The sequence below is a fragment of the Pseudomonas urmiensis genome, from assembly GCF_014268815.2.
Taxonomy (GTDB): Bacteria; Pseudomonadota; Gammaproteobacteria; order Pseudomonadales; family Pseudomonadaceae; genus Aquipseudomonas; species Aquipseudomonas urmiensis.
On record NZ_JABWRE020000001.1, the window covers coordinates 637301 to 660638 of the forward strand.

The following is a 23338-nucleotide window of genomic DNA, read 5'->3' on the forward strand; positions in this document are numbered from 1 at the left end:
GGGTGATACACTCGACTGACGCGCACGCGCGCCCGCAGGTCCAGCGATCATGACCCAGATTTCCGAACGCCTGTTGGTTCAAGCCCACCTTGATGCCAAGCAGCCCAACCCCCTGACCCCCGCGCAGGAGGCCGAGTACCGTGCGGCCATCGCCGCCGAACTCAAGGCCCAGAACGCAGTCCTGGTCGCCCATTTCTACTGTGATCCGGTGATCCAGGCGCTGGCCGAAGAGACCGGCGGCTGTGTGTCCGACTCCCTGGAAATGGCCCGTTTCGGCAAGAACCACCCCGCCGACACGGTGATTGTCGCCGGCGTGCGCTTCATGGGCGAGACCGCCAAGATCCTCACCCCGGAAAAACGCATCCTGATGCCAACCCTGGAAGCGACCTGCTCGCTCGACCTGGGCTGCCCGGTGGAAGAGTTCTCGGCGTTCTGCGACAAGCACCCCGAACGTACCGTGGTGGTCTATGCCAACACCTCGGCAGCGGTCAAAGCGCGGGCCGACTGGGTCGTGACTTCCAGCTGCGCGCTGGAAATCGTCGAGACCTTGATGGACAACGGCGAAACCATTATCTGGGGTCCAGACCAGCACCTGGGCCGCTACATCCAGAAAAAAACCGGCGCCGACATGCTGCTGTGGGATGGCGCGTGCATCGTTCACGAAGAATTCAAGTCGCGCCAGCTGGCCGACATGAAGGCGCTGTATCCCGATGCGGCGATCCTGGTACACCCGGAGTCGCCCGAGTCGGTGATCGACCTGGCCGATGCGGTGGGCTCCACCAGCCAGCTGATCAAGGCCGCGCAGACCCTGCCGAACAAGACCTTCATCGTCGCGACCGACAGCGGCATCTTCTACAAGATGCAGCAGCTGTGCCCGGACAAGGAGTTCGTTGCCGCGCCGACGGCGGGCAATGGTGCCGCGTGCCGTAGCTGTGCGCATTGTCCGTGGATGGCGATGAACACGCTGGAGCGTACCCTTGATTGCCTGCAGAAGGGCACCAACGAGATCTTCGTTGATCCGGCGTTGATTCCGCGAGCGATCAAGCCGCTCAACCGGATGCTCGATTTCACCCAGGCAGCGCGGTTGAAGCTATCGGGTAACGCCTGAGGTCTTCAGTAAGCAATCGCGGGGCAAGCCCGCTCCCAAGCTCACCCAGTATCGTAGGGTGAGCGTGGGAGCGGGCTTGCCCCGCGATGGGTTGTAGAGCCTTAGCGCATCATGTCCTTGACCATCCGCTGCTGCTCCAGGATCTGCCGCTGCCGGGCATCGATCTGGGAGGCCAGCGGGAAGTTGCTCCCCGCCCGGCGCTTGGCGAAATCAAGCTGCTGCACCGCCTGATCAAAGTCACCCACCAAGGTGAAGTACTCGGCGCGTGCCCGATGCAAGCCAATGGTATTGCCCGACAGCCCACGCACCTCAGCCACCTCGTACCAGACATCCGGATCATCCGGACGCTTCTTGACCAGGTCATCCAGCACCTTCTGCGCTTCAGCCGGCTTATTCTGCTTGATTAGCAAATCAGCCCGCGCCTGCTGCAGGGGATAGTTGTTCGGATACAGCCCGCGTAACTTTTCAATGCGCTGTTGCGCATCGGCCAGGCGGTTGTTGGTGATGTCCAGGTCAACCTGGGCCAGGTTGTAGGTGATGTCGTTAGGCGCCTTGGCCAGCAGCGGCTTGAGGTTCTCGCGCGCTTCGTTGAGCCGCCCACCCTTGATCTGCGCCAGGGCCAGGCCATAGCGTGCAGCATCCAGGTTAGGGTTTTGGTCGAGCTGGTCGCGGAAGCGCTTGGCTGCCAGCCCCGGTGTTTCCTCATAGGTCAAGGCGACGCGGGCGCGGATCAACTGATAGCGCAGGCTGTCTTCAACGCCGCCTTTGGGCATCTGCTCGGCACGGTTGCGGGTGTCGGCGATACGCGACTCGGTCACCGGGTGAGTCAGCAGGAACTCCGGCGGCTTGGCACCGTAGCGATACTGACGGGCCAGACGCTCGAACATGCTCGGCATGGTGCGCGGGTCGTAGCCGGCTTTTTCCAGGTTCTGGATGCCGATGCGGTCGGCTTCCTGCTCGTTCTGTCGGGAGAAACGCCGTTGCTCCTGGATTGCCGCCGCCTGGGTGCCAGCGATCAAGCCAATGCCGGCGTCACCACCACCGCCCGCCGCCAGGACGATACCGGCCAGCAGTGCGGCCATCATCGGCAGCTGCATGCGCTGTTGCGCCTCGACCCCACGGGCAAAGTGGCGTTGCGACAAGTGCGCCAGTTCGTGCGCCAGTACCGAGGCGTATTCACCTTCGCTCTGGGCATTGAGGAACAGTCCGCCGTTGACCCCGACGATCCCGCCTGGGGCGGCAAACGCGTTGAGCTCACGGCTGTCGATCAGGATGAATTCCAGGCGCCGGTCTTGCAGCTGGCTGGTTTCGGCCAGCTTGTACACGCTGGTTTCGACGTAGTCCTTGAGCTGCGGGTCGTTCAGCTGCCTGACGTTGCCGCGCAGCAAGCTCAGCCAGGCGCGGCCCAGCTCATGCTCCTGCTGTGGGGAAACGATCGCGGAACTGGCATCGCCCAGTGACGGCAGGTCGTCAGCATGGCCGGGCAGGGCCAGCAGGCAGGCCAGCGTCAGCAGGGTGGGGCGCAGTAGATTCATGCACGAAGCTCGCGTCGGATCAAAGTCCGTACTGTAGCTGGCTCACACCTTGGCGACCAGTGGCGGTATCCTACGAGTCTTGTCTGCCATGCACTGTTGCCCTCGCCAGGAGCCCCGCGAATGATCGATAGCCTGACCTGCGACGCCGAACTCGACGCCAGTGGTCTGAACTGCCCATTGCCGCTGCTCAAGGCCAAGATGGAACTCAATCGCCTGGCCAGTGGCGCGGTGCTCAAGGTGATCGCCACCGATGCAGGTTCGCAGCGCGACTTCAGCACTTTTGCCCGCTTGTCCGGTCATACCCTGCTGCATGAAACAGCCGAGTCCGGCATCTATACCTACTGGCTGCGCAAGGCCTGAGTTTTTCTCCCAAGGATCGTCAATGTTCAAAGTGCTTCGCGACTGGATGCAGCGCTACTTCTCCGACGAAGAAGCGGTGGTGCTGGCGGTCCTGCTGGTCCTGGCCTTCACGGCGGTATTGACCCTCGGCGGCATGCTCGCCCCGGTGCTGGCGGGTTTGGTCCTGGCGTTTCTGATGCAGGGGCTGGTCAATGCCCTGGAACGGCTGAAAGTCCCTAGCCGGTATGCCGTGGGGCTGGTTTTCGCCCTGTTCATGGGCGCCCTTGGGGTGTTCCTGCTGGTGCTGGTGCCGTTGCTCTGGCACCAGCTGATCACCCTGTTCAACGAGTTGCCGGGCATGCTCGGCAAGTGGCAGTCGTTGCTGTTGCTGCTGCCGGAGCGCTATCCGCACCTGGTGTCCGATGAGCAAGTGCTGCGCGCCATCGAGTCGGTGCGTGACGAGATCGGCAAGTTCGGCCAATGGGCGCTGACCTTCTCGCTGTCGAGCCTGCCGCTGCTGGTCAACGCGATGATCTACCTGGTGCTGGTGCCGATCCTGGTGTTCTTCTTCCTCAAGGACCGCGAGTTGATCGCGCGCTGGGTCAGCGGTTATCTGCCGCGTGAGCGCAACCTGCTGACCCGGGTGGGCGATGAGATGAACCGGCAGATCGCCAACTATATTCGCGGCAAGGGCATCGAAATCCTGATCTGCGGGATTGCCACCTACATCGCCTTCATCAGCCTGGGTCTCAACTATGCGGCGCTGCTGGCGTTGTTGGTGGGGCTGTCGGTGGTGGTGCCGTACGTAGGGGCGGTGGTGGTGACCGTGCCGGTGACCTTGATCGCGCTGTTCCAGTGGGGCTGGGGCGACCAGTTCATCTACCTGATGGCGGTGTACGCAATTATCCAGGCGCTGGACGGCAACGTGCTGGTGCCGCTGCTGTTCTCCGAGGCGGTGAGCTTGCACCCGGTGGCGATCATCTGTGCGGTGTTGCTGTTTGGCGGGCTTTGGGGGTTCTGGGGGATCTTCTTCGCCATCCCGCTGGCGACCTTGTTCAAGGCGGTGCTGGATGCCTGGCCCAAGCAGGAGCCGGCGGTGGCGCCGTTGCTGTAATAGCTGGGGCGCCTCGCGGGCAAGCCCGGACACAGGGTTCAGTGCCGTGATTGTGGGAGCGGGCTTGCCCGCGAAGCGGCCCCAGTCGATCTCAAGCTTTGTTCAGATCCTGAGCCGCGGCCAGCACGGCATCCACATGCCCCGGCACCTTCACGCCACGCCACTCCTGACGCAGCACGCCATCCTTGTCGATCAGGAAGGTGCTGCGATCCACGCCCAGGTATTCCTTGCCATACAGCTTCTTGAGCTTGATCACATCGAACAGCTGGCACAGCGCCTCGTCCTTGTCGCTGATCAGTTCAAAGGTGAAGCCCTGTTTGGCCTTGAAGTTCTCGTGCGACTTGATGCCATCGCGCGACACGCCAAACACCACCGTGTTGGCAGCCTGGAACGCCGCGTGCTGGTCGCGAAAGCCCTGGCCCTCGGTGGTGCAGCCTGGGGTGCTGTCCTTGGGATAGAAGTACAACACCACCTGCTTGCCTTTCAGCTCAGCAAGGCTGACGGTCTGGCCACTGGTGGCCTGGGCCTGGAAGTCGGCAACGGGTTGGTCGAGTGCTACGGCCATGGGAGTTTCCTTACATCGGGTTCTGTGGGCGCCACGGTTCGATCAGCGCATCCAGGTTCAGGGCGTCGGCAAAGTCCAGGAACTGATCGCGCAGCCAGCTGATCTGGGTGCCGGCTGGCAGGATCACGGTGAACTGGGCGTTGAGCATGCTGCTGCCAGTCTGCGGCGCCAGGTAGGTGTCGCAGGTCATCGCTTCGAGCTCGACGCGGTGGTCGAGGAAGAACTGGCACAGCTCATTGATGATGTCCGGGCGATAGGCGGCGCTGACGTAGGCCACATAAGGCAGGGCCTGCGGGCGCACTTCCTGGTCGGCGCTGCGCACCACATCCAGGGTCAGGCCGTGCTTCTTGCCCAGGCCCGGCAAAATGGCTTCAAGGCGCGCCAGGGCGTCCCAGCTGCCGCCGACCTGCAGCACCAGGGCGCTGGTTTCGCCATGGCGGGACAGACGCGAGGTGACCACTGCGCAACGATTGTCGAACGCGGCGCGGCTAAGGACGTTGGCCAGCTCCATCGGGTTGGGGCCCAAGGCACTGATGACAAGGAATTGTTCGCGGACTGTGGGGGTGGACATGCAGCATTCCTAAAGCGATGAGCGGTCGGGGCAGGACGGGGGCTAGCCTCCTTTTGCGCAGGGTTCCAGGCCGGTAAAGGCGGTCATGGACGCACGTGGGGAGCACTGTCGACGGCCCGACGGGCCGCGCTGCACCGATCAAAGGATCAAGGGTAGCGAAAAGCAGCGCCGAGGGGAATGCTCCGCCCGCCAGCTTCGCTTGTGCAAGGCCGATGGCGCCAGTACCATTACCGCTCTCTTTTTCCGGCAGGAGCAGTTACATGATTGCGGGCAGTATGGTGGCATTGGTCACACCCATGGATGCACAAGGGCGTCTTGATTGGGACAGCCTCGGCAAACTTGTAGACTTCCACCTGGAAAAAGGCACGCATGCAATCGTCGCTGTCGGCACTACCGGTGAGTCGGCGACCCTGAGTGTCGAAGAGCACATTCAGGTCATCGAGTTCGTGGTCAAGCGGGTCGCTGGGCGCATCCCGGTCATCGCCGGTACCGGGGCCAACTCCACCTCCGAAGCCGTGCACCTGACCCAGAACGCCAAGAACGCTGGCGCCGACGCCTGCCTGCTGGTGGTGCCGTACTACAACAAGCCGACCCAGGAAGGCTTGTACCAGCACTTCAAGCACATCGCCGAAGCCGTCGACATCCCACAGATCCTCTACAACGTACCCGGCCGCACCTCCTGCGACATGCAGGCCGAGACGGTGATCCGCCTGTCGACCGTGCCGAACATCATCGGTATCAAGGAAGCCACTGGCGACCTGGACCGCGCCAAGGCCATCGTCGATGGCGTCAGCAAAGACTTCATCGTCCTGTCCGGCGATGATCCGACTGCAGTCGAGCTGATCCTGCTGGGCGGCAAAGGCAACATCTCCGTTACTGCCAACGTCGCCCCGCGCGAAATGGCCGATCTGTGCGAGGCCGCCCTTGAGGGCAATGCCGAGAAGGCCCGCGCGATCAACGAAAAACTCATGCCGCTGCACAAAGACCTGTTCTGCGAAGCCAACCCGATTCCGGTGAAGTACGCGCTCGTGGAAATGGGCCTGATGCAACAAGGTATTCGCCTGCCGCTGACCTGGCTGAGCGAAGGTTGTCACGAAAAAGTCCGTACTGCCTTGCGCCAGTCCGGCGTACTGGTTTAATCGAGGAAGTACACCGCATGAAGCGACTGGCTGGTCTTTCCGCCCTTGCCCTGATCATTTCCAGCACCAGCGGTTGCGGGTGGCTGTGGGGCGACGAGGGTTATTTCCGCGACCGCGGCAGCGATTACCTGCAGGCGCAACCGACCGCGCCAATGCAGTTGCCGCCGGACGCTGCCAACGTCAAGCGCCTCGATCCGCTGTTGCCGATCCCGCGTAACGTGGCTGACGACACCGCCACTGGCGAGTACGAAGTACCGCGTCCGCAACCGCTGACGGCCGGTGCCGATATCAGTGATTTCAGCCTGCAGCGCAGCGGCAGCAGCCGTTGGGTACTGGCCCAGCGCTCGCCAGCCGAAGTCTGGCCGGTGACCCACCAGTTCTTCGAGGACAACGGCTTCCGTATCGCCGAAGAGCGCCCGCAGACCGGCGAATTCACCACCACCTGGCAGCGCTTCGATGAGCTCTCGGCGTCGCTCGGCCAGCGCCTGGCCAGCTCCGCCAGCAGCGGCGACAGCGAAGTACGGGTGCGGGTACGCATGGAGCCTGGCGTGCAGCGCAACACCTCCGAGGTGTATGTGGTCAGCGCCGAGCGCCCGGCCGGCAGCACTGCCGAGACCGAGTTCCCGTCCAGCTCCACCAACACCGCTGTCGATGCACTGCTGGTCGACGAAATGCTCGCCAGCATGAACCGTAGCGCCGAGAAGGGTGGTTCGGTCTCGCTGTTGGCCGCGCGTGATTTCGACGCACCAAGCCGCGTCAGCCTGAGCGAAGACGGCAGCGGCAACCCGGTGCTGTACCTGGGTTCTGACCTCGACCGCGCCTGGTCTGGCGTAGGCCGCGCCCTGGAGCAGGGTGAGTGGCGCGTCGAAGACATCAACCGCAGCCTGGGCCTGTACTACATCAACTTGTCCGAGAAACCTGACGACAAGCAGAACCAGCCAGGCTTCTTCAGCCGCCTGTTCGGCAGCGAGCCGACCAAGGAAGAGCGTGAAGAACGCGCCGAGCGTTATCAGGTGCGCCTGAGCAAGGTCGGCGAGAGCGTGCAGGTTACCGTCGAGAAGAACATCAACACCGTGGCCCCGGCCGATGTCGCCCGCCGCGTGCTGAGCGCCATTCAGGACCACCTGGGTTAAGTGCGCTTCGCGGTACTGGGAAGCGGCAGCCAGGGAAACGGCACGCTGATCGCCAGTGGTGACACGTTCATCCTGGTCGATTGCGGGTTCTCCCTGCGCGAAACCGAGCGGCGCCTGGCGCTGCTCGGGGTCTCGGCGGCGCAACTGAGCGCGGTGCTGGTCACCCACGAGCATGCCGATCATGTGCATGGCGTAGGCTTGCTGTCACGGCGCTACAATGTACCGGTCTACCTCAGCCAGGGCACCTTGCGCGGTTTGCGCAAGCCGGTGGAGGTGGCCGGTTTTCTCGGTTGTGGCGACACCCTCAGCATTGGCGCCTTGCAGGTCAGCGCGGCGCGGGTCGAGCATGATGCCTACGAGCCGTTGCAGTACGTGATCAGCGACGGTCGTCGGCGCTTCGGCATGCTGACTGACCTGGGCTGCTACGATGCACGCCTGCTGGAGCGCTACCAGGGCCTGGATGCACTGCTGATCGAGGCCAACCACTGCCGCGACCTGCTTGCTCGCGGCCATTACCCGCATTTCTTGAAATTGCGGGTCGGTGGCAACCAAGGACATTTGAACAACCACCAGGCCGCCAACCTGGTGGCCGAGCTGGGATGGCAGCACCTGCAACACCTGGTGCTGGCGCATCTGAGCAGCAAGAACAACCTGCCACAACTGGCCCGTCAGTGCTTCGTCGACACCTTGGGGTGCGACCCGGACTGGCTCCAGGTGGCGAATCAGGAACACGGGCTCGACTGGCGCGAAATCGCCTAGCCCAACTACTCAAGCAAGCGGAGCCCAATCATGGAAAAACGCGAAGAACTCTACCGCGGCAAGGCCAAATCGGTTTACAAGACCGACGACGCCGACCGCTTGATCCTGCTGTTCCGTAACGACACCTCGGCGTTCGACGGCAAGCGCATCGAACAGCTCGATCGCAAAGGCATGGTGAACAACAAGTTCAACGCCTTCATCATGCAAAAGCTTGAAGAAGCCGGCGTGCCGACCCAGTTCGACAAACTGCTGGGCGACAACGAGTGCCTGGTGAAGAAGCTCGACATGATCCCGGTCGAATGCGTCGTGCGTAACTACGCCGCCGGCAGCCTGGTCAAGCGCCTGGGCGTCGAGGAAGGCATCAAGCTCGAGCCCTCGACCTTCGAACTGTTCCTCAAGAACGACGAGAAGGGCGACCCGTTCATCAACGAATCCCACGTGGTTGCGTTCGGCTGGGGCACCGCCGAGCAACTGGTCGAGATGAAGAAGCTGTCGCTGAAGGTCAACGAAGTGCTGAACAAGCTGTTCGATGACGCCGGCCTGCTGCTGGTCGACTTCAAGCTGGAGTTCGGCGTATTCCACGGCCAGATCGTTCTGGGCGACGAGTTCAGCCCTGACGGCTGCCGCCTGTGGGACAAGGAAACCCGCAGGAAGATGGACAAGGACCGCTTCCGCCAGGGTCTGGGCGACGTGATCGAAGCCTACGAAGAAGTTGCCAAGCGCCTGGGCGTGCCGCTGTAAGGCCCGTGTTGACGCAAGCGTTTGATACCACGCGAATTTTTTTCAAATAAAGGTTTGCCTTTCGCGAAATCGCTGGTATCATGCGCGCCACTGGAGAGATGCCGGAGTGGTCGAACGGGACGGATTCGAAATCCGTTGTACTGGCAACAGTACCTAGGGTTCAAATCCCTATCTCTCCGCCATACATCGAGAAGCCCCGCAGATTAACGTCTGCGGGGCTTTTTCGTTTCTGGATTTAAGCTATACATCACTTCCTCTGCTGGCATGCTCGCAGAGAGCACAGGACGCAGTAGGGGATCGGTTGAGATTTTAGGATGAATCCACTAGGGGTAGGTCTTTTCTCAGGATCAGCATGAGATCCAAAAGGACAATGGCGACGTCGGTGCCGACTGGAGAAACTCAGACAATTCGATTCCATTCCAGTCGATGCTTCCCACTCCTTATCTTGTGAAAGTACGTACTCATCAGTAATGGGTTTAAGGGCCCATGCTCTTTTCTCGTCCTGCGTACTTATTGCGTTAGGTACGCAGGATTACGTCACGAAATTATTGGGATGCAGCTAGAGTGCACTTTTGCAGGTGCGCTTGACCGATGTCCTCAGGAACAATTTCAAGCTTTGCTCCACCTACAAACACGCCAACCTTGATCGACTGACGCACGTAGTAATTCTTGCCAGCAGCCGCTACCAAATCGATCACATTGTCACTGAACTCTGATTCAGTACCGATCTTGTGCAGGCCAGGTGTGATCAAGCGATGGAAGTACACCCGGTTCGCGGTCTCACCGATAGTCTTGCCATCCAGCGTGACAGTTTTCTTCAAGCCCTGGCCTGCAAAACTGTCACGGTAGATGTACAGCCCGGCTTGGTCAGCGGGAGGTGAGGCAAATGTCTTGAGCGCTGCGTCGGCCTGTGGTGACTCCATCGGTACAGACGCGCACCCGGTGAGGATGGCAAAGCCAACGGCGGCCGCGAAAAGCTTAATTCGAGCGTGCATATGAGTCCTTTATCAATCGATACCTAGTTTGGGCGACTCCAAGTCGCTGATGGCATTATGCCGTGATCTATTACAGGTTCGAAGCTATTTGAGTCAAAAGCGATGACGATCCCTTGCGGTGCCCACTGTTAAACGCCTTAAAGCGATACCCCACGAATGTAGGTTCTCCTCAAGTGCACTTGCTGGAACGCGTCACGACGAGGAGTCAGGGACTTATCACTGGCGTTTTTCTCGTGTGAAAACATCTGATCAATCGATGTCGCCGTGCTGGCATGCTGCAATCATTGCACCCCATCCGCGCCTTGTAGAGAATCGCCTCCTTTGCCTCGAAGGGATGCGTGCAAATGAAGTTCGATGGGACTTTTCAATACATGGGTAATCACGGGATCGTCTTCAACGTCTCGCAGATCACTCTCTCCGACAGCGACCGCCCACGCCTGCGCGAGCTGCATTTTGGCGAAGCGAAAAGCGCCCATTACGAAGTCAGCAGCAAGGTCGTTGAGGTCTACGACAAGATGCAGGCCAAGAACCTGCCGTGCCTGATGATGATCGGCATTTCCAAGCCGCTGACCCGGCAGCAGGGCGACGTGCTGAACGCGCAGCGCACCACCGTTGCCAACATTGCAGCGAGTGCGTTCACTAGCGCCACCAGTGCTGTCGCCACTCCCTATGTGGGGGTTCCTTTAGGGGCGGGAGTACGTCTTTATGCCAATAAAATCCTGCCCACCTACCATGCTGGCGACGTACTGGTCAGCATTGAGGCGCAGGTCAATGGCGGGATTGGTCCACAGCGCTCGGGCACGTCGCTGATTATCAAGGCTTGAGGGAAGCGTACATGTCCGACATTACTCAACTGGTCATCGCCCTGGTGCTGTTCTTCCTGCTTGATCAGTTTCTGAAGCCCTATTTACTGCGCAAGTGGCTAGGGGTGACGTTACTGGTGGCTGGTGCGATTGGCTGCATTACTGCAGGTCAGATCCAAGTGATGGGGGCTGACCTGGGGTTGTGGTCAGTCTTTGCTGTGTCCCTGGGTGTAGGGTTGTTCATCAGGCGACGGCGGTTTTTCGAAGTTGGCTAACGTCGAGCGATGTAAAGCCCCTGATCTCAGCGAAGAGGTCAGGGGCTTTTTGTACATTCAGCGAGCTGCATCGCCGAGCGGTTGTTCTGCCGCAAGCGAGACTTTCTGCGACAAGGCTTTGGCCATACCCGAGAGATAATGCACTGCTGTCATCAAAGTCGGCGCGTTTTTCAGATCCTGATTGATAGCGAGATCGCTGAGCATGTGCGCGCAACTTATCAGCGTTGTTGATTGTTCCAGCGCATAGTCCACGGCATGGCCGGCGACCACTCGAAACAGTGGTTCTGGATTATTGATGTCGCCGCTATCACCGAAACCCGCTATGCCATGCGTGGTTGCAAGGGGTTCTTTATCCTTGGTCATTCTGTCTCTCCTTGATGTGAATAAACCTGTCAGTGCCGTAAGTTGATGCGGCGACAGGCAACTTCAAACCTGAGTGCAGAGGAGGGTCGGGGACAATCTTGCGCATGTTATCTCCTTGGGTCATAAGGAGTTGCACGCCAACGCTGTCAAACGAATGGAGGCAACTGTACGCAGGTTGACAGACCGGTGACCCAAGAACCCCGGCGCACACGAATGTGCCCCGCGTACAGCTGCCATCGAGCGCAGCCACGGGCTTGAGTCGGTGGGCCTGTCAAAGCCGGTCGCTGATTTGGCAGCGACCGGCTGAGACTAGGGACAGTTCTCGGCAGTGGCAACGGCTTGAGGGCGCACGGAGTCTGTTTGGGAAATGGACTACAAGCTATCGGGAAATTCTGATTAAGCGGTGTAGGAATGGTGTTGTTTTCGCCGGGATGGCCTCACCGCGGGCAAGCCCGCTCCTACAGGTGGCGGGGTGTTTTTATAATGGCGGATCGGATCCAATAGTTTGAACGGTATATGGAAATGGGTTAGCATCCGCGCGCCATCAGTATGCTGGCGCATCATTATTTAAAGGACTTTGTATGAAAAAGCTGTTCAAAGCTACCGTTGCAGTAGCAGTCGTTTCGGGTGTTGCTCTGCTGTCGGGCTGCACCGGTCAGGTCTACAACCAGCAAAAGAATTGCTCCTACGACTACCTGTTCCACCCTTCGGTTTCTATCTCTAAAGTTATCGGCGGCTGCGGTCCAATCGACAAGCTGCCACGCCCGCAGTAATTTTAGTTGCCTGACTGAACCCTTCTGGATTCAGTCCAAAACCCCCTGGCATGAAAGTGCCAGGGGGTTTTTGTTTATGGCCCCGGGCGCGGCGTTTGGTCACTGAGGCATCCCGCCACCTTGCGCCGGCCTGCGCAATTTGTTTGTGCTGGCATTTGCGTTACAATCGGCGAAACGTTTCAGCCCTGGCCGGTCAATTCGACCATCGGCTGGCGTCCCTGTTTCTAAGCTGCTGACTCCAATGATCAATAACAAGCGTGCGCTGAAGGACATGGATAAACGAGGCCCGGCCTAGGCCTTCCTTACGTGCTAACGATTGGAATTGATCAATGTTCAAGAAAGCTGGCAAGACCCTGCTGGGTCTGGCTGTAGCGGCAAGCCTGATGCAGGCGCACGCTGACGAAGCCAAGAAAGTCGACGTGCTGCTGGTTGGCGGCGGCATCATGAGTTCGACCCTGGCGGTCTGGCTCAACGAGCTGGAGCCTAGCTGGTCGATGGAGATGGTCGAGCGCCTGGATGGCGTGGCTGAAGAAAGCTCCAACGGCTGGAACAACGCCGGTACCGGCCACTCCGCCCTGGCCGAGCTGAACTACACCCCGGAAGACAAAGACGGCAACGTCAATATCTCCAAGGCCATCGAGATCAACGAGTCGTTCCAGATCTCCCGCCAGTTCTGGTCGTGGCAGGTCCGTCAGGGCGTGCTGAACAACCCGCGCTCGTTCATCAACACCACCCCGCACATGAGCTTCGTCTGGGGTGATGACAACATCAAGTTCCTCAAGAAGCGTTACGACGCGCTGCAAACCAGCCCGCTGTTCCGCCCGATGCAGTACTCCGAAGACCACGCGCAAATCGCCAAGTGGGTTCCGCTGATGATGGAAGGGCGTGACCCGAACCAGAAGCTGGCCGTGACCTGGACGCCGATCGGCACCGACGTCAACTTCGGCGAGATCACCCGCCAGTTCGTCAAGCACCTGCAAACCCGCGAGAACTTCGACCTCAAGCTGTCCAGCGAAGTGCAGGACATCACCCGCAACGAAGACGGCTCCTGGCACGTCGAGTACAAGAACCTCAAGGACGGCACCACCACCGCCACCGACGCCAAGTTCCTGTTCATCGGTGCTGGCGGCGGCGCGCTGAAGCTGCTGCAAAAATCCGGCATCCCGGAAGCCAAGGAATACGCAGGCTTCCCGGTGGGTGGCTCGTTCCTGGTGACCGAGAACCCGACCATTGCCATGCAGCACATGGCCAAGGCCTACGGCATCGCCTCGACCGGCGCGCCACCCATGTCGGTTCCGCACCTCGATACCCGCGTGCTCGATGGCAAGCGCGTGATCCTGTTTGGCCCATTCGCGACCTTCTCGACCAAGTTCCTCAAGAACGGCTCGTACCTGGACCTGCTGAGCAGCACCACGCTGCACAACGTCTGGCCGATGACCAAGGTCGGTGTCGATCAGTACCCGCTGGTCGAGTACCTCGCAGGCCAGCTGATGCTGTCTGACGACGATCGCTTCGCGGCCCTGCAGACCTACTTCCCGCACGCCAAGAAAGAAGACTGGCGTCTGTGGCAGGCCGGTCAGCGCGTGCAGATCATCAAGCATGACGAAGACAAGGGCGGCGTGCTGAAGCTGGGCACCGAAGTGGTCACTTCCCAGGATCGCTCGATCGCAGGCCTGCTGGGTGCATCGCCAGGTGCCTCGACCGCCGCGCCGATCATGCTGACCGTGCTCGAAACCGTGTTCAAAGAGAAAGTCGCCACGCCTGAGTGGCAAGCCAAGCTGCACCAGATCGTGCCGAGCTACGGCACCAAGCTGAACGACTCGCCAGCCGCGGTGCAGAAAGAGTGGAACTACACCTCTGAAGTGCTGCAGCTGGAGAAGCCACCGGTGATCGATCAGACCGTGAGCACCGACGCTACCCCGAGCAAGCCGGTTGAAGCCAATCCTGCTAGCGACATGGCGTTGTAAGACTGCGCCGGCCCTGGCGACGTTGTGATGTCGCCGGTGCCATCGCGGGGCAAGCCCGCTCCTACGCAATCCCGTAGGAGCGGGCTTGCCCCGCGATGAGGCCAGTAGCTTCAGCCAAGAACCACGAGGTTAACCCCTCGTGGTTTTTTTACGCCCAATCACTTACCGCTGAGCACCCGTGTCCAGATCCGCGTACTCAAGCGCATCCCCGCCGGGCTCATGGTCTGAATCGGGAACAGCGTATCGAGCACAGCCTGTGGCGGGTAAACCGCCTCGTTAGTGCGCAGCGCCTCATCGACCAAGGGCAGGGCGGCCGCGTTGCCGTTGGGGTACTTGACCGCGTTGCTGATCCCGGCAATCACCTTGGGCTCAAGCAAATAGTTCAGGTACGCATAGGCATTGTCCAGATGCGGCGCGCCTTTGGGGATCACCACCATATCGACTGCCACCGTGGAGCCTTCGCGGGGAATGCTGTAGCCGATGTTCACGCCATTGCCAGCCTGCTGAGCGCTGCTCATGGCTTGCAAGACGTCGCCACTGAAGCCGATAGCCACGCAGATATTGCCGTTGGCCAGGTCGCTGACGTACTTCGATTGATGGAAATACTGGATGTACGGGCGCACTGCCAGCAGCGCTGCTTCAGCCTGCTTGAGGTCTTCAGGTTTTTGGCTGTGCGGATCCAACCCCAGGGTCTTGAGGGTGATGGAAATGATCTGCGTCGGATTGTCGAGGAAGGCCACCCCGCACTGGCTGAGCTTCTTGATGTTCTCGGGCTTGAACAACATCTGCCAGGACTGGGTGACCTCGACATCTCCAAAGATCGCCTTGATCTTGTCGACGTTGTAGCCAATGCCCGTGGTCACCCACAGGTAGGGGATCGCATAGCGATTGCCGGGGTCGCTGGCCTCGAGGATGTGCATCAGCTTGGGATCGAGGTTGTGCCAGTTGGGCAGCTTGCTGCGGTCCAACTCCTGGATCGCCCCGGCCTTGATCAGGCGCGGCAGGAAGTGGTTGGACGGGCTGGCCAGGTCGTAGCCGCTACCACCGGTCATCAGTTTGGCTTCGGTGGTTTCGTTGCTGTCGATCAGGTCGTAGGTCGGTTGCACGCCGGTACGGCGGTTGAACTCGGCCAGCGTGTCGTCGGCGATGTAGCCACTCCAGTTGGCGATGTTGACGGTTTCCGTTGCTTGGACCGCACAGGCCAGCAAGGCGGAGATGGACAGGGCGAGGCAGCTGCGCTTGATCATCGTTTTTCTCTCTTGTTTTAACGGAAGATGCGCCGGGTCGATCAACGTTCGTGTCGCGCCCGGTGAACCTCCCAGGCCATGCGCACGCTGGCGCCGATGTCGAAAAAGGGTTTGGGCGGCAGGTAACCCGGTTGCGCCTGGCTGAGCACATCGCTCAGTAGCGACGAGTCGGCGCCGATTGCCAGATCGACCAGCAAACGGCCCCACAAGGTGCCGCGCGCGACCCCTGAGCCATTGCAACCGGCGACCGCGTGCAGGCCTTGCTCGACCTTGGCGAAGTACGGCTCGCCGGAGCGAGTGCCGCTCAGGTGGCCGGTCCAGGTGTATTGCAGGTCACTGCGCTGGATGCCGGGGAAGCGCGTTTGCAGCCCGAGCAGGTGGCGTTGCTGGCGCACGGCCAGGGCATTGGCGTCCAGGTCGTGCTGGCGGTACTCCACCGTATTGCGGATCAGCAGGCGCCGACCCGGCAGCAGGCGCAAGGTGCAGCCGCCAGGCAGGGTGGACAACACACCCCAGCCCTGGTCATCGAACAGCGCCTGCCAGTGCGGCTCGTTCAGCGGGCGGGTGATGCTGGCGCTGAGCTCCAGGGCGAAGGTGCCGCTGCGGTGCAAGCCCACGCGCGGCAGGAAGGCGCCGACGCAGAGCAACACCTGGGGTGCCTGCACTTCGCCGTTGGCAGTGGTCACCTTCCAGCCCACACCCGGTGCACGCTGCAGAGCGCTCACCGCGCTGTTTTCATAAACCTCGACCTGCTCAGGCAGGCTGTCGGCCAAGCCTTTGACGTACTTCGCCGGCTGCAGCAGGCCGTTGCCGCCCGCGCAGTGAATCGCCTGGGTGTAGAACGCAGTCCCCAAGCGCTGTTGCAACGCCTGTGCTTCAAGGTACTGGGCCTTGGCGCCAACCGCCGCCAGGGTTTGCACGGCAAGTTCGGCGTTTGCCAGGTGCGCAGGCTGGTGCACCGCGAAGTGATAGCCGCCCTCATCCAGCTCGCAGGCGATGCCCAGTTGGCGTACGCGCTGACGCACTTCATCGCCGGCCGCGACCCCGATGCGCGAGGCGACTTGATAAGCGGCAAAACCCCCAGCGCCGATCAGTTCGCCAGCACTTGGCAGTTCGTGGCTCACGACAAAGCCAGAATTGCGCGCCGAGGCGCCCTGGGCGATGCGCTGGCGATCGACTAGCACGATGCGCTGAGCGGGAAAGCGACTGGCCAGGGTATGTGCTGCCGACAGCCCGGTAATGCCGCCGCCGATGATTAGCCAATCCGCTTTCTGTGAGCCTTGCAGGCAGGGGCGGGGCGCGGACTCGCCGGCCAGCGCGATCCAGCCACAGTGGTTGTTCATTGTAGGGCACTCCTTCACAATCAATGCGCAGGAGTGATCGGAGAGAACCCCCTGCATGCGCCGTTAGCACTCAATCTACGGGCAATTCAGGGGCGGAATCTAACGTTAAAAATTCATCCATCCATTCGAGATTTGCATGGATAACACGCTGCGTATTCCCTCGTTGCAAGCGCTGCAAGCCCTGGTTCGGGTGGCCGATACCAGCAACTTCACCGAAGCGGCGCGTCAGTTGCACCTGACGCAGAGCGCCATCAGCCGACAGGTGCAGCAGCTTGAAGAGCACTATCAAACCGTGCTGTTCGAACGCACCAGTCGCAAGGTGGCGCTGACCGCCCATGGCCGCGAAGTCTATGCGGTGGCGCAAGAGATGCTGGAGTCGCTGCGCGATCTGCAGCTTCGCCTGGCGCCGCCAGCGCAGGACCGACCGTTTCGTATCCGTATCTTCGTGTCCTTGGCCGTACGCTGGTTGTTACCGCGTTTGAGTTCGTTCTATGCCATCAATCCCGGGCTGAGCCTATCGATCGAAACCGTCAGCGGCGAGCGGGTGGACACCGGTGGCGACTGCGATGCCTACGTCTTGTACCTGCCAGAGGGGCTGGACCAGCGGCCGTTGACGCCGCTGTTCGATGAATACCTGATACCCGTCTGCGCGCCGCTGCTCAGCGGCGGGCAACCTGCACCGCGTTCGCTGGATGAACTGACCGGACATGCGCTGATCCACGGCTCCACGGGCCGTCATGAATGGACCCAGTGGCTACAGGCCCAGCAGGACCAGGCCGAGCGCAGCTACCAGCACTTGCTGTTCAACCTCGATGATCTGGCGCTGGATGCGGCTGCCCGAGGCTTGGGCGTGGCGATGACCGACAAGATGCTCGCCCACGATGCGTTGGCCCGCGGCGATCTGGTGGTGCCGTTCGGCGAGGCGTTGCGCACCGGTGGGGTGTACGCGCTGTGGCTGCGTGACAGCGGGGTGAGGCACCCCGCGTGCAAAGCGGTGCTGAGCTGGTTCGAGGAGCAAGTGGAGCAGACCACCCGCGCAGCTTGACGGCTTAGTGAGAGTGGCGTGGCATGCCGCCTTCGCGGGCGATCACCTTCATGTGCAGGGTGGCCGGCTCCAGGCAGCCACCCGTGGACAGTTGCCCGACCAACTGGCGATACAGCTCTTGCCAAGGGGTTTGCGAGGCCAGGACGTTCGGCGTCCAGGCGGCGCGACGGCGGGCCATCTCGTCTTCGTCCACCAGCAGGTCGACCCGTCGTTGGTTGAGGTCGACGCGCAACCGGTCGTTGGTTTGCAGCAGTGCCAGGCCGCCACCCACCGCCGCTTCCGGCGACATGTTGAGGATCGACGGGCTGGCCGAGGTGCCGCTCTGGCGACCGTCGCCCAGGCATGGCAGCGAATCGACGCCGCGCTTGATCAGCGCTGCGGGCGGGGCCATGTTGACCACTTCGGCGCTGCCCGGATAACCAACGGTTCCGGCACCGCGAATGACCAGGATGCAGCGCTCGTCGATGTCCAGCGCCGGGTCATCGATCCGGGCGTGATAGTCCTCGGGGCCCTCGAAGACGATCGCGCGGGCCTCGAAGCTGTTCTCCTTGCCCGGTTCCGACAGGTAGGTCTGGCGGAAGGCTTCGCCGACCACCGACATCTTCATGATCGCGCTGTCGAAGAAGTTGCCGCTAAGCACGATGAAGCCGGCGCCATGCTTGAGTGGCGCGTCGTAGGGCAGGATCACGTCGGTGTTGCTGGTGACGCTGTCGCTGACGATCTGGCCGATGCTCTTGCCGCTGACCGTGGCGCAGTCTTGATGCAGGCGGCCTGCCTTGTGCAGCTCGTGCATTACGGCCGGTACGCCACCTGCACGGTGGAAACCTTCGCCCAGGTACTTACCTGCCGGCATGCAGTTGACCAGCAGCGGCACGCTTTCACCGACCCGCTGCCAGTCGTCCAGCGACAATTCGATGCCCATGTGCCGGGCGATGGCAATCAGGTGCGGCGGACAGTTGCTCGAGGCGCCCAAGGCTGAAGCGACTGCGATGGCGTTTTCGAATGCCTGGTGGGTCATGATCGCGGAAGGGCGTATATCCTCCATGACCAGCTCGCAGATGCGCTTACCGGTGGCGTAGGCCATCTGCCCACGCTCGCGGTAGGGCGCCGGGATGCTGGCGCAACCTGGCAGGGACATGCCCAGCGCTTCGGCCAGTGCGTTCATCGACAGCGCCGTGCCCATGGTGTTGCAGTGGCCCACCGACGGCGAGGCGGCGGTGGTCATTTCCATGAAGCCTTCGTAGTCGATTTCACCGGCGGCCATCAAGTTACGCGCATGCCAGAGCACCGTGCCGGAGCCGATCAACTGCCCTTTGTGGTGACCATCGAGCATCGGCCCGCCCGACAGTACGATCGCCGGCAGGTCGGTGGTGGCTGCGGCCATCAGGCAGGCCGGGGTGGTCTTGTCGCAGCCGGTGGTCAATACCACGCCGTCCAGCGGGTAGCCATGCAGGATCTCCACCAGGCCGAGGTAGGCCAGGTTGCGATCCAGCGCGGCCGTGGGGCGGCGGCTTTGCTCGGCGATCGGATGCACCGGGAACTCCATCGGGATGCCACCGGCATCGCGGATACCAGCCTTGACCCGTTGCGCCAGTTCGATGTGGTGACGGTTGCACGGAGTCAGGTCGCTGCCGGTCTGGGCGATGCCGATGATTGGCCGCCCCGATTGCAGTTCGTCGCGGGTCAGGCCGTAGTTCATGTAGCGCTCGACATACAGCGCAGTCATGTCGGCGTGGCTTGGGTCGTCGAACCATTGCTGGCTGCGCAGGGGGCGTTTCGGGGTCTGGCTCATGTCAGGGGCTCTCTTGTCTTTATGGGGCGCAGGTCAGCGTTGCAAGACGCTGGCGTGAACAGGTGCGATAGGGGCAGCCGCACCGCGGCCGACGGCGTCATCCAGCGCGGTCAGGTCACGGCCACGGGTTTCGGTCGACAGCAGGGTGCCGAGCAGGGTAAGGCCGGTGAGCGCCAAGGTATACAGGGCCAGCACCCAATAGCCGCCACCGGCAAGGCCAACCAGGAAGATACCGAGGATCGGCGCCAGGCCGCCGGAGAGCATCGCGCCGATCTCCCGCGACAGCGCCACCCCGCTGTAGCGATAGCGGTTGCCGAACAACTCGGTGAAATGCGCGCATTGGGCACCGAGCATGCTGTTGGCGGCCAGGGCGAAGCCACCGACCACGGCGATACACACCAGGGTCGGGTCGCCGCTGTCAATCATCCACCACGAAGGGAAGGCCCACAACGCGCCAAACAGAGCGCCGCCACGGTACACCGCCAGGCGCCCATAACGGTCCGATAGCGCACCGAACAGCGGCGTGGTGAAAATGCTCAGGATACTTGCCGCCAGCACCGCATTGGTGCCGATGCCCGCCAGGTTGGCGCCGCTCTCGCCCAGGTGACGGCTGGCAAAACCCGTGAGAAAGGCAATCGAGACCGTGGCGTACAGGGTCGAGCAGCCGGTTTCGGCCATGCGCATCAAGGTGGTGGCGGCCAGTGGCCGACGGGCGTTGCGCAGCACTGCACGCATCGGCGACTCGATCACCTGTTGGTTCTGGCTGAGCTGCTGGAAGACCGGGCTTTCCTTGAGTTTCAGACGAATCCATACCGCCATGAAGATCAGCACCACGCTGGCCAGGAACGGCAAGCGCCAGCCCCAGTCGAGCAGTTGCTCCTGGGTGAGCGTGGCCTGTAGCACACGGAAGGTGATGGTCGCCAGGGCCAGCCCGCTGAACACGCCAATGAACGGCAGGGCCGCGTAGAAGCCGCGACGCTCACGCGGCGCGAGCTCGGCCATCAGGGTGGCCGCGCCGGTCTGCTCGGCACCGGCGCCAAAGCCTTGCAGCAGGCGCAGCAGCACCAGCAGCACGGCCCCGGTGGGCCCGGTTGGCAGCAGGCCGATCAGGGTGGTCGCCGCGCCCATCAGCGCGATGGTCAGCAGCAACACCAACTTGCGCCCTTTGCGATCACCCAGCGAGCCGAAGAACAGCCCCCCGAACGGCCGCGCCAGAAACCCCGCGCCGTAGGTGGCGAAACTGGCCAGCAAGGCGCCGGTGGTGCCCAGCGAGGGGAAGAAGATATGCCCGAAGACCAGCGCCGAGGCCAGCCCGTAGAGGGCGAAATCGTAGTACTCCAGGGCACTGCCGACGGCGCCGGTATAAATCGCCCGGCGCAGTTGGCGGGGATCGGGCGTGGGGGGGACGTTGCTCTCGGTTTGCATGTTCTGCCTCGCTTGTTGTTGTTATGGGCGCAGCGGGTAAGTCGGCTTAGCCTTGCAGCAACCCTCGTTGCGCCAGGTTGCGCATCAGTGCAGCCAGGCCGAAGGTCCAGGGCGCAGCCTGGTCACTGCGGCTGACTTGGTTGTGCAGGGCCCCGAGCAACGGGCTTGAGATGGTCACCAGGTCACCGGCCTTGTGGGTGAAACCCGCGCCTGGGTGATCGCGGTCTTCGGTCGGCGCGAACAGGGTGCCGAGGAACAGCAAGAAACCATCGGGGTATTGGTGGTTGCGGTTGAGGGTCTGGCGCACCAAGTCCTCGGGGTCGCGGCTGATCTGGTCCATCGAGCTGCTTCCGGCGAGCACGAAGCCATCGCTGCCGCGCACCTCAAGGTCGACCACGCAGTTGCGCACCGCATCGAGGTCGAAGGTTTCGTCGAACAGGCGAATGAACGGGCCTATCGCGCAGGAGGCATTGTTGTCCTTGGCCTTGCTCAGCAGCAATGCGCTGCGCCCTTCGAAATCACGCAGGTTGACGTCGTTGCCCAGGGTCGCGCCGTGGATGCGCCCACGGCTGTCGACAGCCAGCACCACTTCCGGCTCGGGGTTGTTCCATTGCGAGCCTGGATGCACGCCGATCACGCTGCCGCTGCCCACCGCCGCCAGCACCGGGGCCTTGGTGAATACTTCGGCGTCCGGGCCGATGCCCACTTCCAGGTACTGCGACCACATGCCTTGCTCGATCAACAGGGCCTTGAGGGCCATGGCCTGTTCCGAGCCAGGCTTGACCGCGCGCAGGTTGTCGCCGATCACCGCACATACCGTCGCCCGCACTGCCTCGGCGCGGGCTGCGTCGCCGCCAGCCTGCTCCTCGATGACCCGTTCGATCATGCTCGCGGCGAAGGTCACTCCGGCGGCCTTGATCACTTGCAGGTCCAGCGGCGGCAGCAGGTAGGGGCGGCTGCTGTCAGGTTGGCTGGTGCTGTTGGCCAGCAGCTCTTGCACGCTGCCGATGAAGCGCCCAGCCGTCGCACGCAGGGCGTGCAGGGGCGATTCGCTTTCAAGCAGTTCGCTCAAGGTGGCGAAGCGCTCGGACAGGTCGAACACGCCATCGGCGCGCAGCACGATCGGCGAGGGGCCGGCGATCTGGCCAGGGATCCAGGCCCGACCGACCAGGGTGCCGGTGAGGCCGTCGTGGGGCAGGGTGTTGGCGGGAGTTAGGGTCAGCGGCATGGCAGTGGGTCTCTTGAGTCCTGAAAGCTGCACGCTAGGTAAGCGACGCGATAAACTCCAATGGCATCTTTTCACTAATCGATAACATCAGGTTATTGCACCAAAGGTGGATACCATGTCGGACCTGTCGTTCTCCCACGTTTGCAACTGGCTCAAGTTCCGCCATCTGCTGCTCATCGACACCCTTGGCCGCACCCGCAACATGCACCTGGCTGCCCAGCAGATGAACCTCAGCCAGCCGGCGATCAGCAAGATGCTCAAAGAAATCGAAAGCCTGCTGGGCTTTGCCCTGTTCGAACGTCAACCGCGCAGCATGCCGCCCACGGCCTTGGGCGAGCAGGTGCTGCGCTATGCCCAGGTCGCCCTCAACGATGCGCGCAACTTCGTCGACCAGATCGGCAGCCTGCGCCAGGGCGGGCATGGCCATCTCAAAGTAGGTGGGATCTTCGCCGCCACCGCCGTCGCCCTGCCGGACGCCATCGTGCAGATCAAGCAACGCTGGCCGTTGCTGTCGATAGAAGTGGTCGAGCAGACCAGCGACCATCTGATGGAAATGCTCGATGACAAGATCCTGCACCTGGCGGTAGCGCGCTTCACAGACGAGGCCCAGCGCCAGCGTTTCGACTTCCAGGCACTGGCGCCGGAGCCGTTCTGTTTCGTGGTCAATCACCAGCACCCGCTGTGCGACCACGGCCCGGTGACCCTGCAGCAGTTGCTCGAATGGCCATGGATTCTCTACCCCAAGGGCACGCCGATCAGGGGGCGTATGGAACGCGCCTTCGCTGAAGCCGGAGTCGGGGTGCCACGCAACACCATCGATACCATTTCCATGCAGACCTTTCTCAAGGTGCTGCAGGGCGGACCGATGATCGGCATGCTGCCCCAGGCCATGGTCGAGCCGCACCTGGCCAGCGGCGTGCTGCGCATCCTCGATACGCCCTTGCATCTGGCGCCGCAGGACTACGGCATTCTCACCCGCAAAGGTGAAGTGCTCAGTGGCGCGGCGCTGGAGTTTGCCCAGATCCTGTTGGCAGATGCCCAGAAAGCGCGAGAAATCCGATAACGATCTGTTATCGGA

The 23338-nt window shown here is 61.9% G+C and carries 23 protein-coding genes and 1 tRNA gene; 14 read left to right on the forward strand and 10 right to left on the reverse strand.

Translation table 11 applies throughout. The annotated features are described in order from the left end of the window. Nucleotides 1-49: 49 nt before the first annotated feature. On the forward strand, nt 50-1108 hold the full coding sequence (nadA, locus tag HU737_RS02900) for a quinolinate synthase NadA (RefSeq protein ID WP_186555340.1): 1059 nt from the start codon (nt 50-52) through the stop codon (nt 1106-1108). 101 nt (nt 1109-1209) lie between these two features. On the opposite strand, the gene HU737_RS02905 is transcribed toward nadA, so the two are convergent. Continuing rightward, nucleotides 1210-2643 carry a M48 family metalloprotease gene (locus tag HU737_RS02905; RefSeq protein WP_186555339.1) on the reverse strand — a complete coding sequence of 478 codons (1434 nt, stop codon included), beginning with the start codon at nt 2641-2643 and terminating at the stop codon, nt 1210-1212. A gap of 120 nt (nt 2644-2763) precedes the next feature. Here HU737_RS02905 and HU737_RS02910 point away from each other — a divergent pair, with 120 nt between their 5' ends. Both HU737_RS02910 and HU737_RS02915 read left to right on the forward strand, forming a co-directional pair. Continuing rightward, on the forward strand, nt 2764-3003 hold the full coding sequence (locus HU737_RS02910) for a sulfurtransferase TusA family protein (RefSeq protein WP_186555338.1): 240 nt from the start codon (nt 2764-2766) through the stop codon (nt 3001-3003). A gap of 22 nt (nt 3004-3025) precedes the next feature. Further along, nucleotides 3026-4096, forward strand: coding sequence for an AI-2E family transporter (locus tag HU737_RS02915; protein WP_186555337.1), 1071 nt, complete (start codon nt 3026-3028; stop codon nt 4094-4096). Nucleotides 4097-4187: 91 nt separating this feature from the next. On the opposite strand, the gene HU737_RS02920 is transcribed toward HU737_RS02915, so the two are convergent. Beyond that, nucleotides 4188-4661 (reverse strand): peroxiredoxin, encoded by a 474-nt coding sequence (locus HU737_RS02920; RefSeq protein ID WP_186555336.1) that lies wholly within the window; start codon nt 4659-4661, stop codon nt 4188-4190. A 10-nt stretch (nt 4662-4671) separates the two neighbouring features. Beyond that, nucleotides 4672-5232, reverse strand: coding sequence for a glycine cleavage system transcriptional repressor (locus tag HU737_RS02925; protein WP_186555335.1), 561 nt, complete (start codon nt 5230-5232; stop codon nt 4672-4674). Nucleotides 5233-5492: 260 nt separating this feature from the next. Here HU737_RS02925 and dapA point away from each other — a divergent pair, with 260 nt between their 5' ends. The 5 genes from dapA (at nt 5493) to HU737_RS02950 (ending at nt 9186) form a co-directional block, all read left to right on the forward strand. Next, nucleotides 5493-6371 (forward strand): 4-hydroxy-tetrahydrodipicolinate synthase, encoded by an 879-nt coding sequence (dapA, locus tag HU737_RS02930; protein ID WP_186555334.1) that lies wholly within the window; start codon nt 5493-5495, stop codon nt 6369-6371. Nucleotides 6372-6388: 17 nt separating this feature from the next. Continuing rightward, a complete protein-coding gene (gene bamC / locus HU737_RS02935) occupies nt 6389-7504 on the forward strand; it encodes an NlpB/DapX family lipoprotein (protein WP_186555333.1) in 1116 nt (371 codons plus the stop codon). Then, nucleotides 7505-8263, forward strand: a complete 759-nt coding sequence (locus HU737_RS02940) for an MBL fold metallo-hydrolase (RefSeq protein ID WP_186555332.1) — start codon at nt 7505-7507, stop codon at nt 8261-8263. It abuts the gene before it with no gap. A 30-nt stretch (nt 8264-8293) separates the two neighbouring features. Continuing rightward, nucleotides 8294-9004: a phosphoribosylaminoimidazolesuccinocarboxamide synthase gene (gene purC, locus HU737_RS02945; RefSeq protein ID WP_186555331.1), complete on the forward strand. Its 711-nt coding sequence runs from the start codon at nt 8294-8296 to the stop codon at nt 9002-9004. A gap of 92 nt (nt 9005-9096) precedes the next feature. Next, nucleotides 9097-9186: transfer RNA gene (locus HU737_RS02950), tRNA-Ser, on the forward strand. A gap of 363 nt (nt 9187-9549) precedes the next feature. Here HU737_RS02950 and HU737_RS02955 read toward each other — a convergent pair. Continuing rightward, nucleotides 9550-9999 (reverse strand): DUF2846 domain-containing protein, encoded by a 450-nt coding sequence (locus tag HU737_RS02955; RefSeq protein ID WP_186555330.1) that lies wholly within the window; start codon nt 9997-9999, stop codon nt 9550-9552. 344 nt (nt 10000-10343) lie between these two features. Between HU737_RS02955 and HU737_RS02960 the strand changes: the two genes are divergently transcribed. Continuing rightward, a complete protein-coding gene (locus HU737_RS02960) occupies nt 10344-10823 on the forward strand; it encodes a hypothetical protein (RefSeq protein ID WP_186555329.1) in 480 nt (159 codons plus the stop codon). An 11-nt stretch (nt 10824-10834) separates the two neighbouring features. After that, nucleotides 10835-11077: a hypothetical protein gene (locus tag HU737_RS02965; RefSeq protein WP_186555328.1), complete on the forward strand. Its 243-nt coding sequence runs from the start codon at nt 10835-10837 to the stop codon at nt 11075-11077. A 57-nt stretch (nt 11078-11134) separates the two neighbouring features. Here the strand turns inward: HU737_RS02965 and HU737_RS02970 are convergent, their stop codons facing one another. Further along, nucleotides 11135-11440 carry a DUF3077 domain-containing protein gene (locus tag HU737_RS02970; RefSeq protein ID WP_186555327.1) on the reverse strand — a complete coding sequence of 102 codons (306 nt, stop codon included), beginning with the start codon at nt 11438-11440 and terminating at the stop codon, nt 11135-11137. Between the two features lie 581 nt (nt 11441-12021). On the opposite strand from HU737_RS02970, the gene HU737_RS02975 reads away from it, so the two are divergent. Beyond that, on the forward strand, nt 12022-12213 hold the full coding sequence (locus HU737_RS02975; RefSeq protein ID WP_186555326.1) for a DUF4223 family protein: 192 nt from the start codon (nt 12022-12024) through the stop codon (nt 12211-12213). A 329-nt stretch (nt 12214-12542) separates the two neighbouring features. After that, complete coding sequence (mqo, locus tag HU737_RS02980) at nt 12543-14180, forward strand: malate dehydrogenase (quinone) (RefSeq protein ID WP_186555325.1); 1638 nt, start codon at nt 12543-12545, stop codon at nt 14178-14180. A 158-nt stretch (nt 14181-14338) separates the two neighbouring features. Here the strand turns inward: mqo and HU737_RS02985 are convergent, their stop codons facing one another. Further along, nucleotides 14339-15427, reverse strand: a complete 1089-nt coding sequence (locus tag HU737_RS02985; protein WP_186555324.1) for a polyamine ABC transporter substrate-binding protein — start codon at nt 15425-15427, stop codon at nt 14339-14341. Nucleotides 15428-15468: 41 nt separating this feature from the next. Then, nucleotides 15469-16770 carry an NAD(P)/FAD-dependent oxidoreductase gene (locus tag HU737_RS02990; protein ID WP_186555323.1) on the reverse strand — a complete coding sequence of 434 codons (1302 nt, stop codon included), beginning with the start codon at nt 16768-16770 and terminating at the stop codon, nt 15469-15471. Nucleotides 16771-16906: 136 nt separating this feature from the next. Here HU737_RS02990 and HU737_RS02995 point away from each other — a divergent pair, with 136 nt between their 5' ends. Further along, the gene (locus HU737_RS02995; protein WP_186555322.1) at nt 16907-17815 is read left to right on the forward strand and encodes a LysR substrate-binding domain-containing protein; all 909 of its coding nucleotides are present in this window, start codon (nt 16907-16909) and stop codon (nt 17813-17815) included. A gap of 4 nt (nt 17816-17819) precedes the next feature. Here the strand turns inward: HU737_RS02995 and HU737_RS03000 are convergent, their stop codons facing one another. From HU737_RS03000 to HU737_RS03010, 3 genes are read right to left on the reverse strand one after another with little or no spacing between them, the layout of a single operon-like run. Beyond that, entirely contained in the window at nt 17820-19607 is a 1788-nt protein-coding gene (locus HU737_RS03000; RefSeq protein ID WP_186555321.1) for an IlvD/Edd family dehydratase, read from the reverse strand. Nucleotides 19608-19640: 33 nt separating this feature from the next. Next, nucleotides 19641-21032, reverse strand: a complete 1392-nt coding sequence (locus tag HU737_RS03005) for an MFS transporter (protein ID WP_186555320.1) — start codon at nt 21030-21032, stop codon at nt 19641-19643. Nucleotides 21033-21078: 46 nt separating this feature from the next. After that, nucleotides 21079-22260, reverse strand: coding sequence for a fumarylacetoacetate hydrolase family protein (locus tag HU737_RS03010; RefSeq protein WP_186555319.1), 1182 nt, complete (start codon nt 22258-22260; stop codon nt 21079-21081). Between the two features lie 115 nt (nt 22261-22375). Here HU737_RS03010 and HU737_RS03015 point away from each other — a divergent pair, with 115 nt between their 5' ends. Beyond that, nucleotides 22376-23323 carry a LysR family transcriptional regulator gene (locus tag HU737_RS03015; protein WP_186555318.1) on the forward strand — a complete coding sequence of 316 codons (948 nt, stop codon included), beginning with the start codon at nt 22376-22378 and terminating at the stop codon, nt 23321-23323. The last annotated feature ends 15 nt before the right edge of the window (nt 23324-23338 follow it).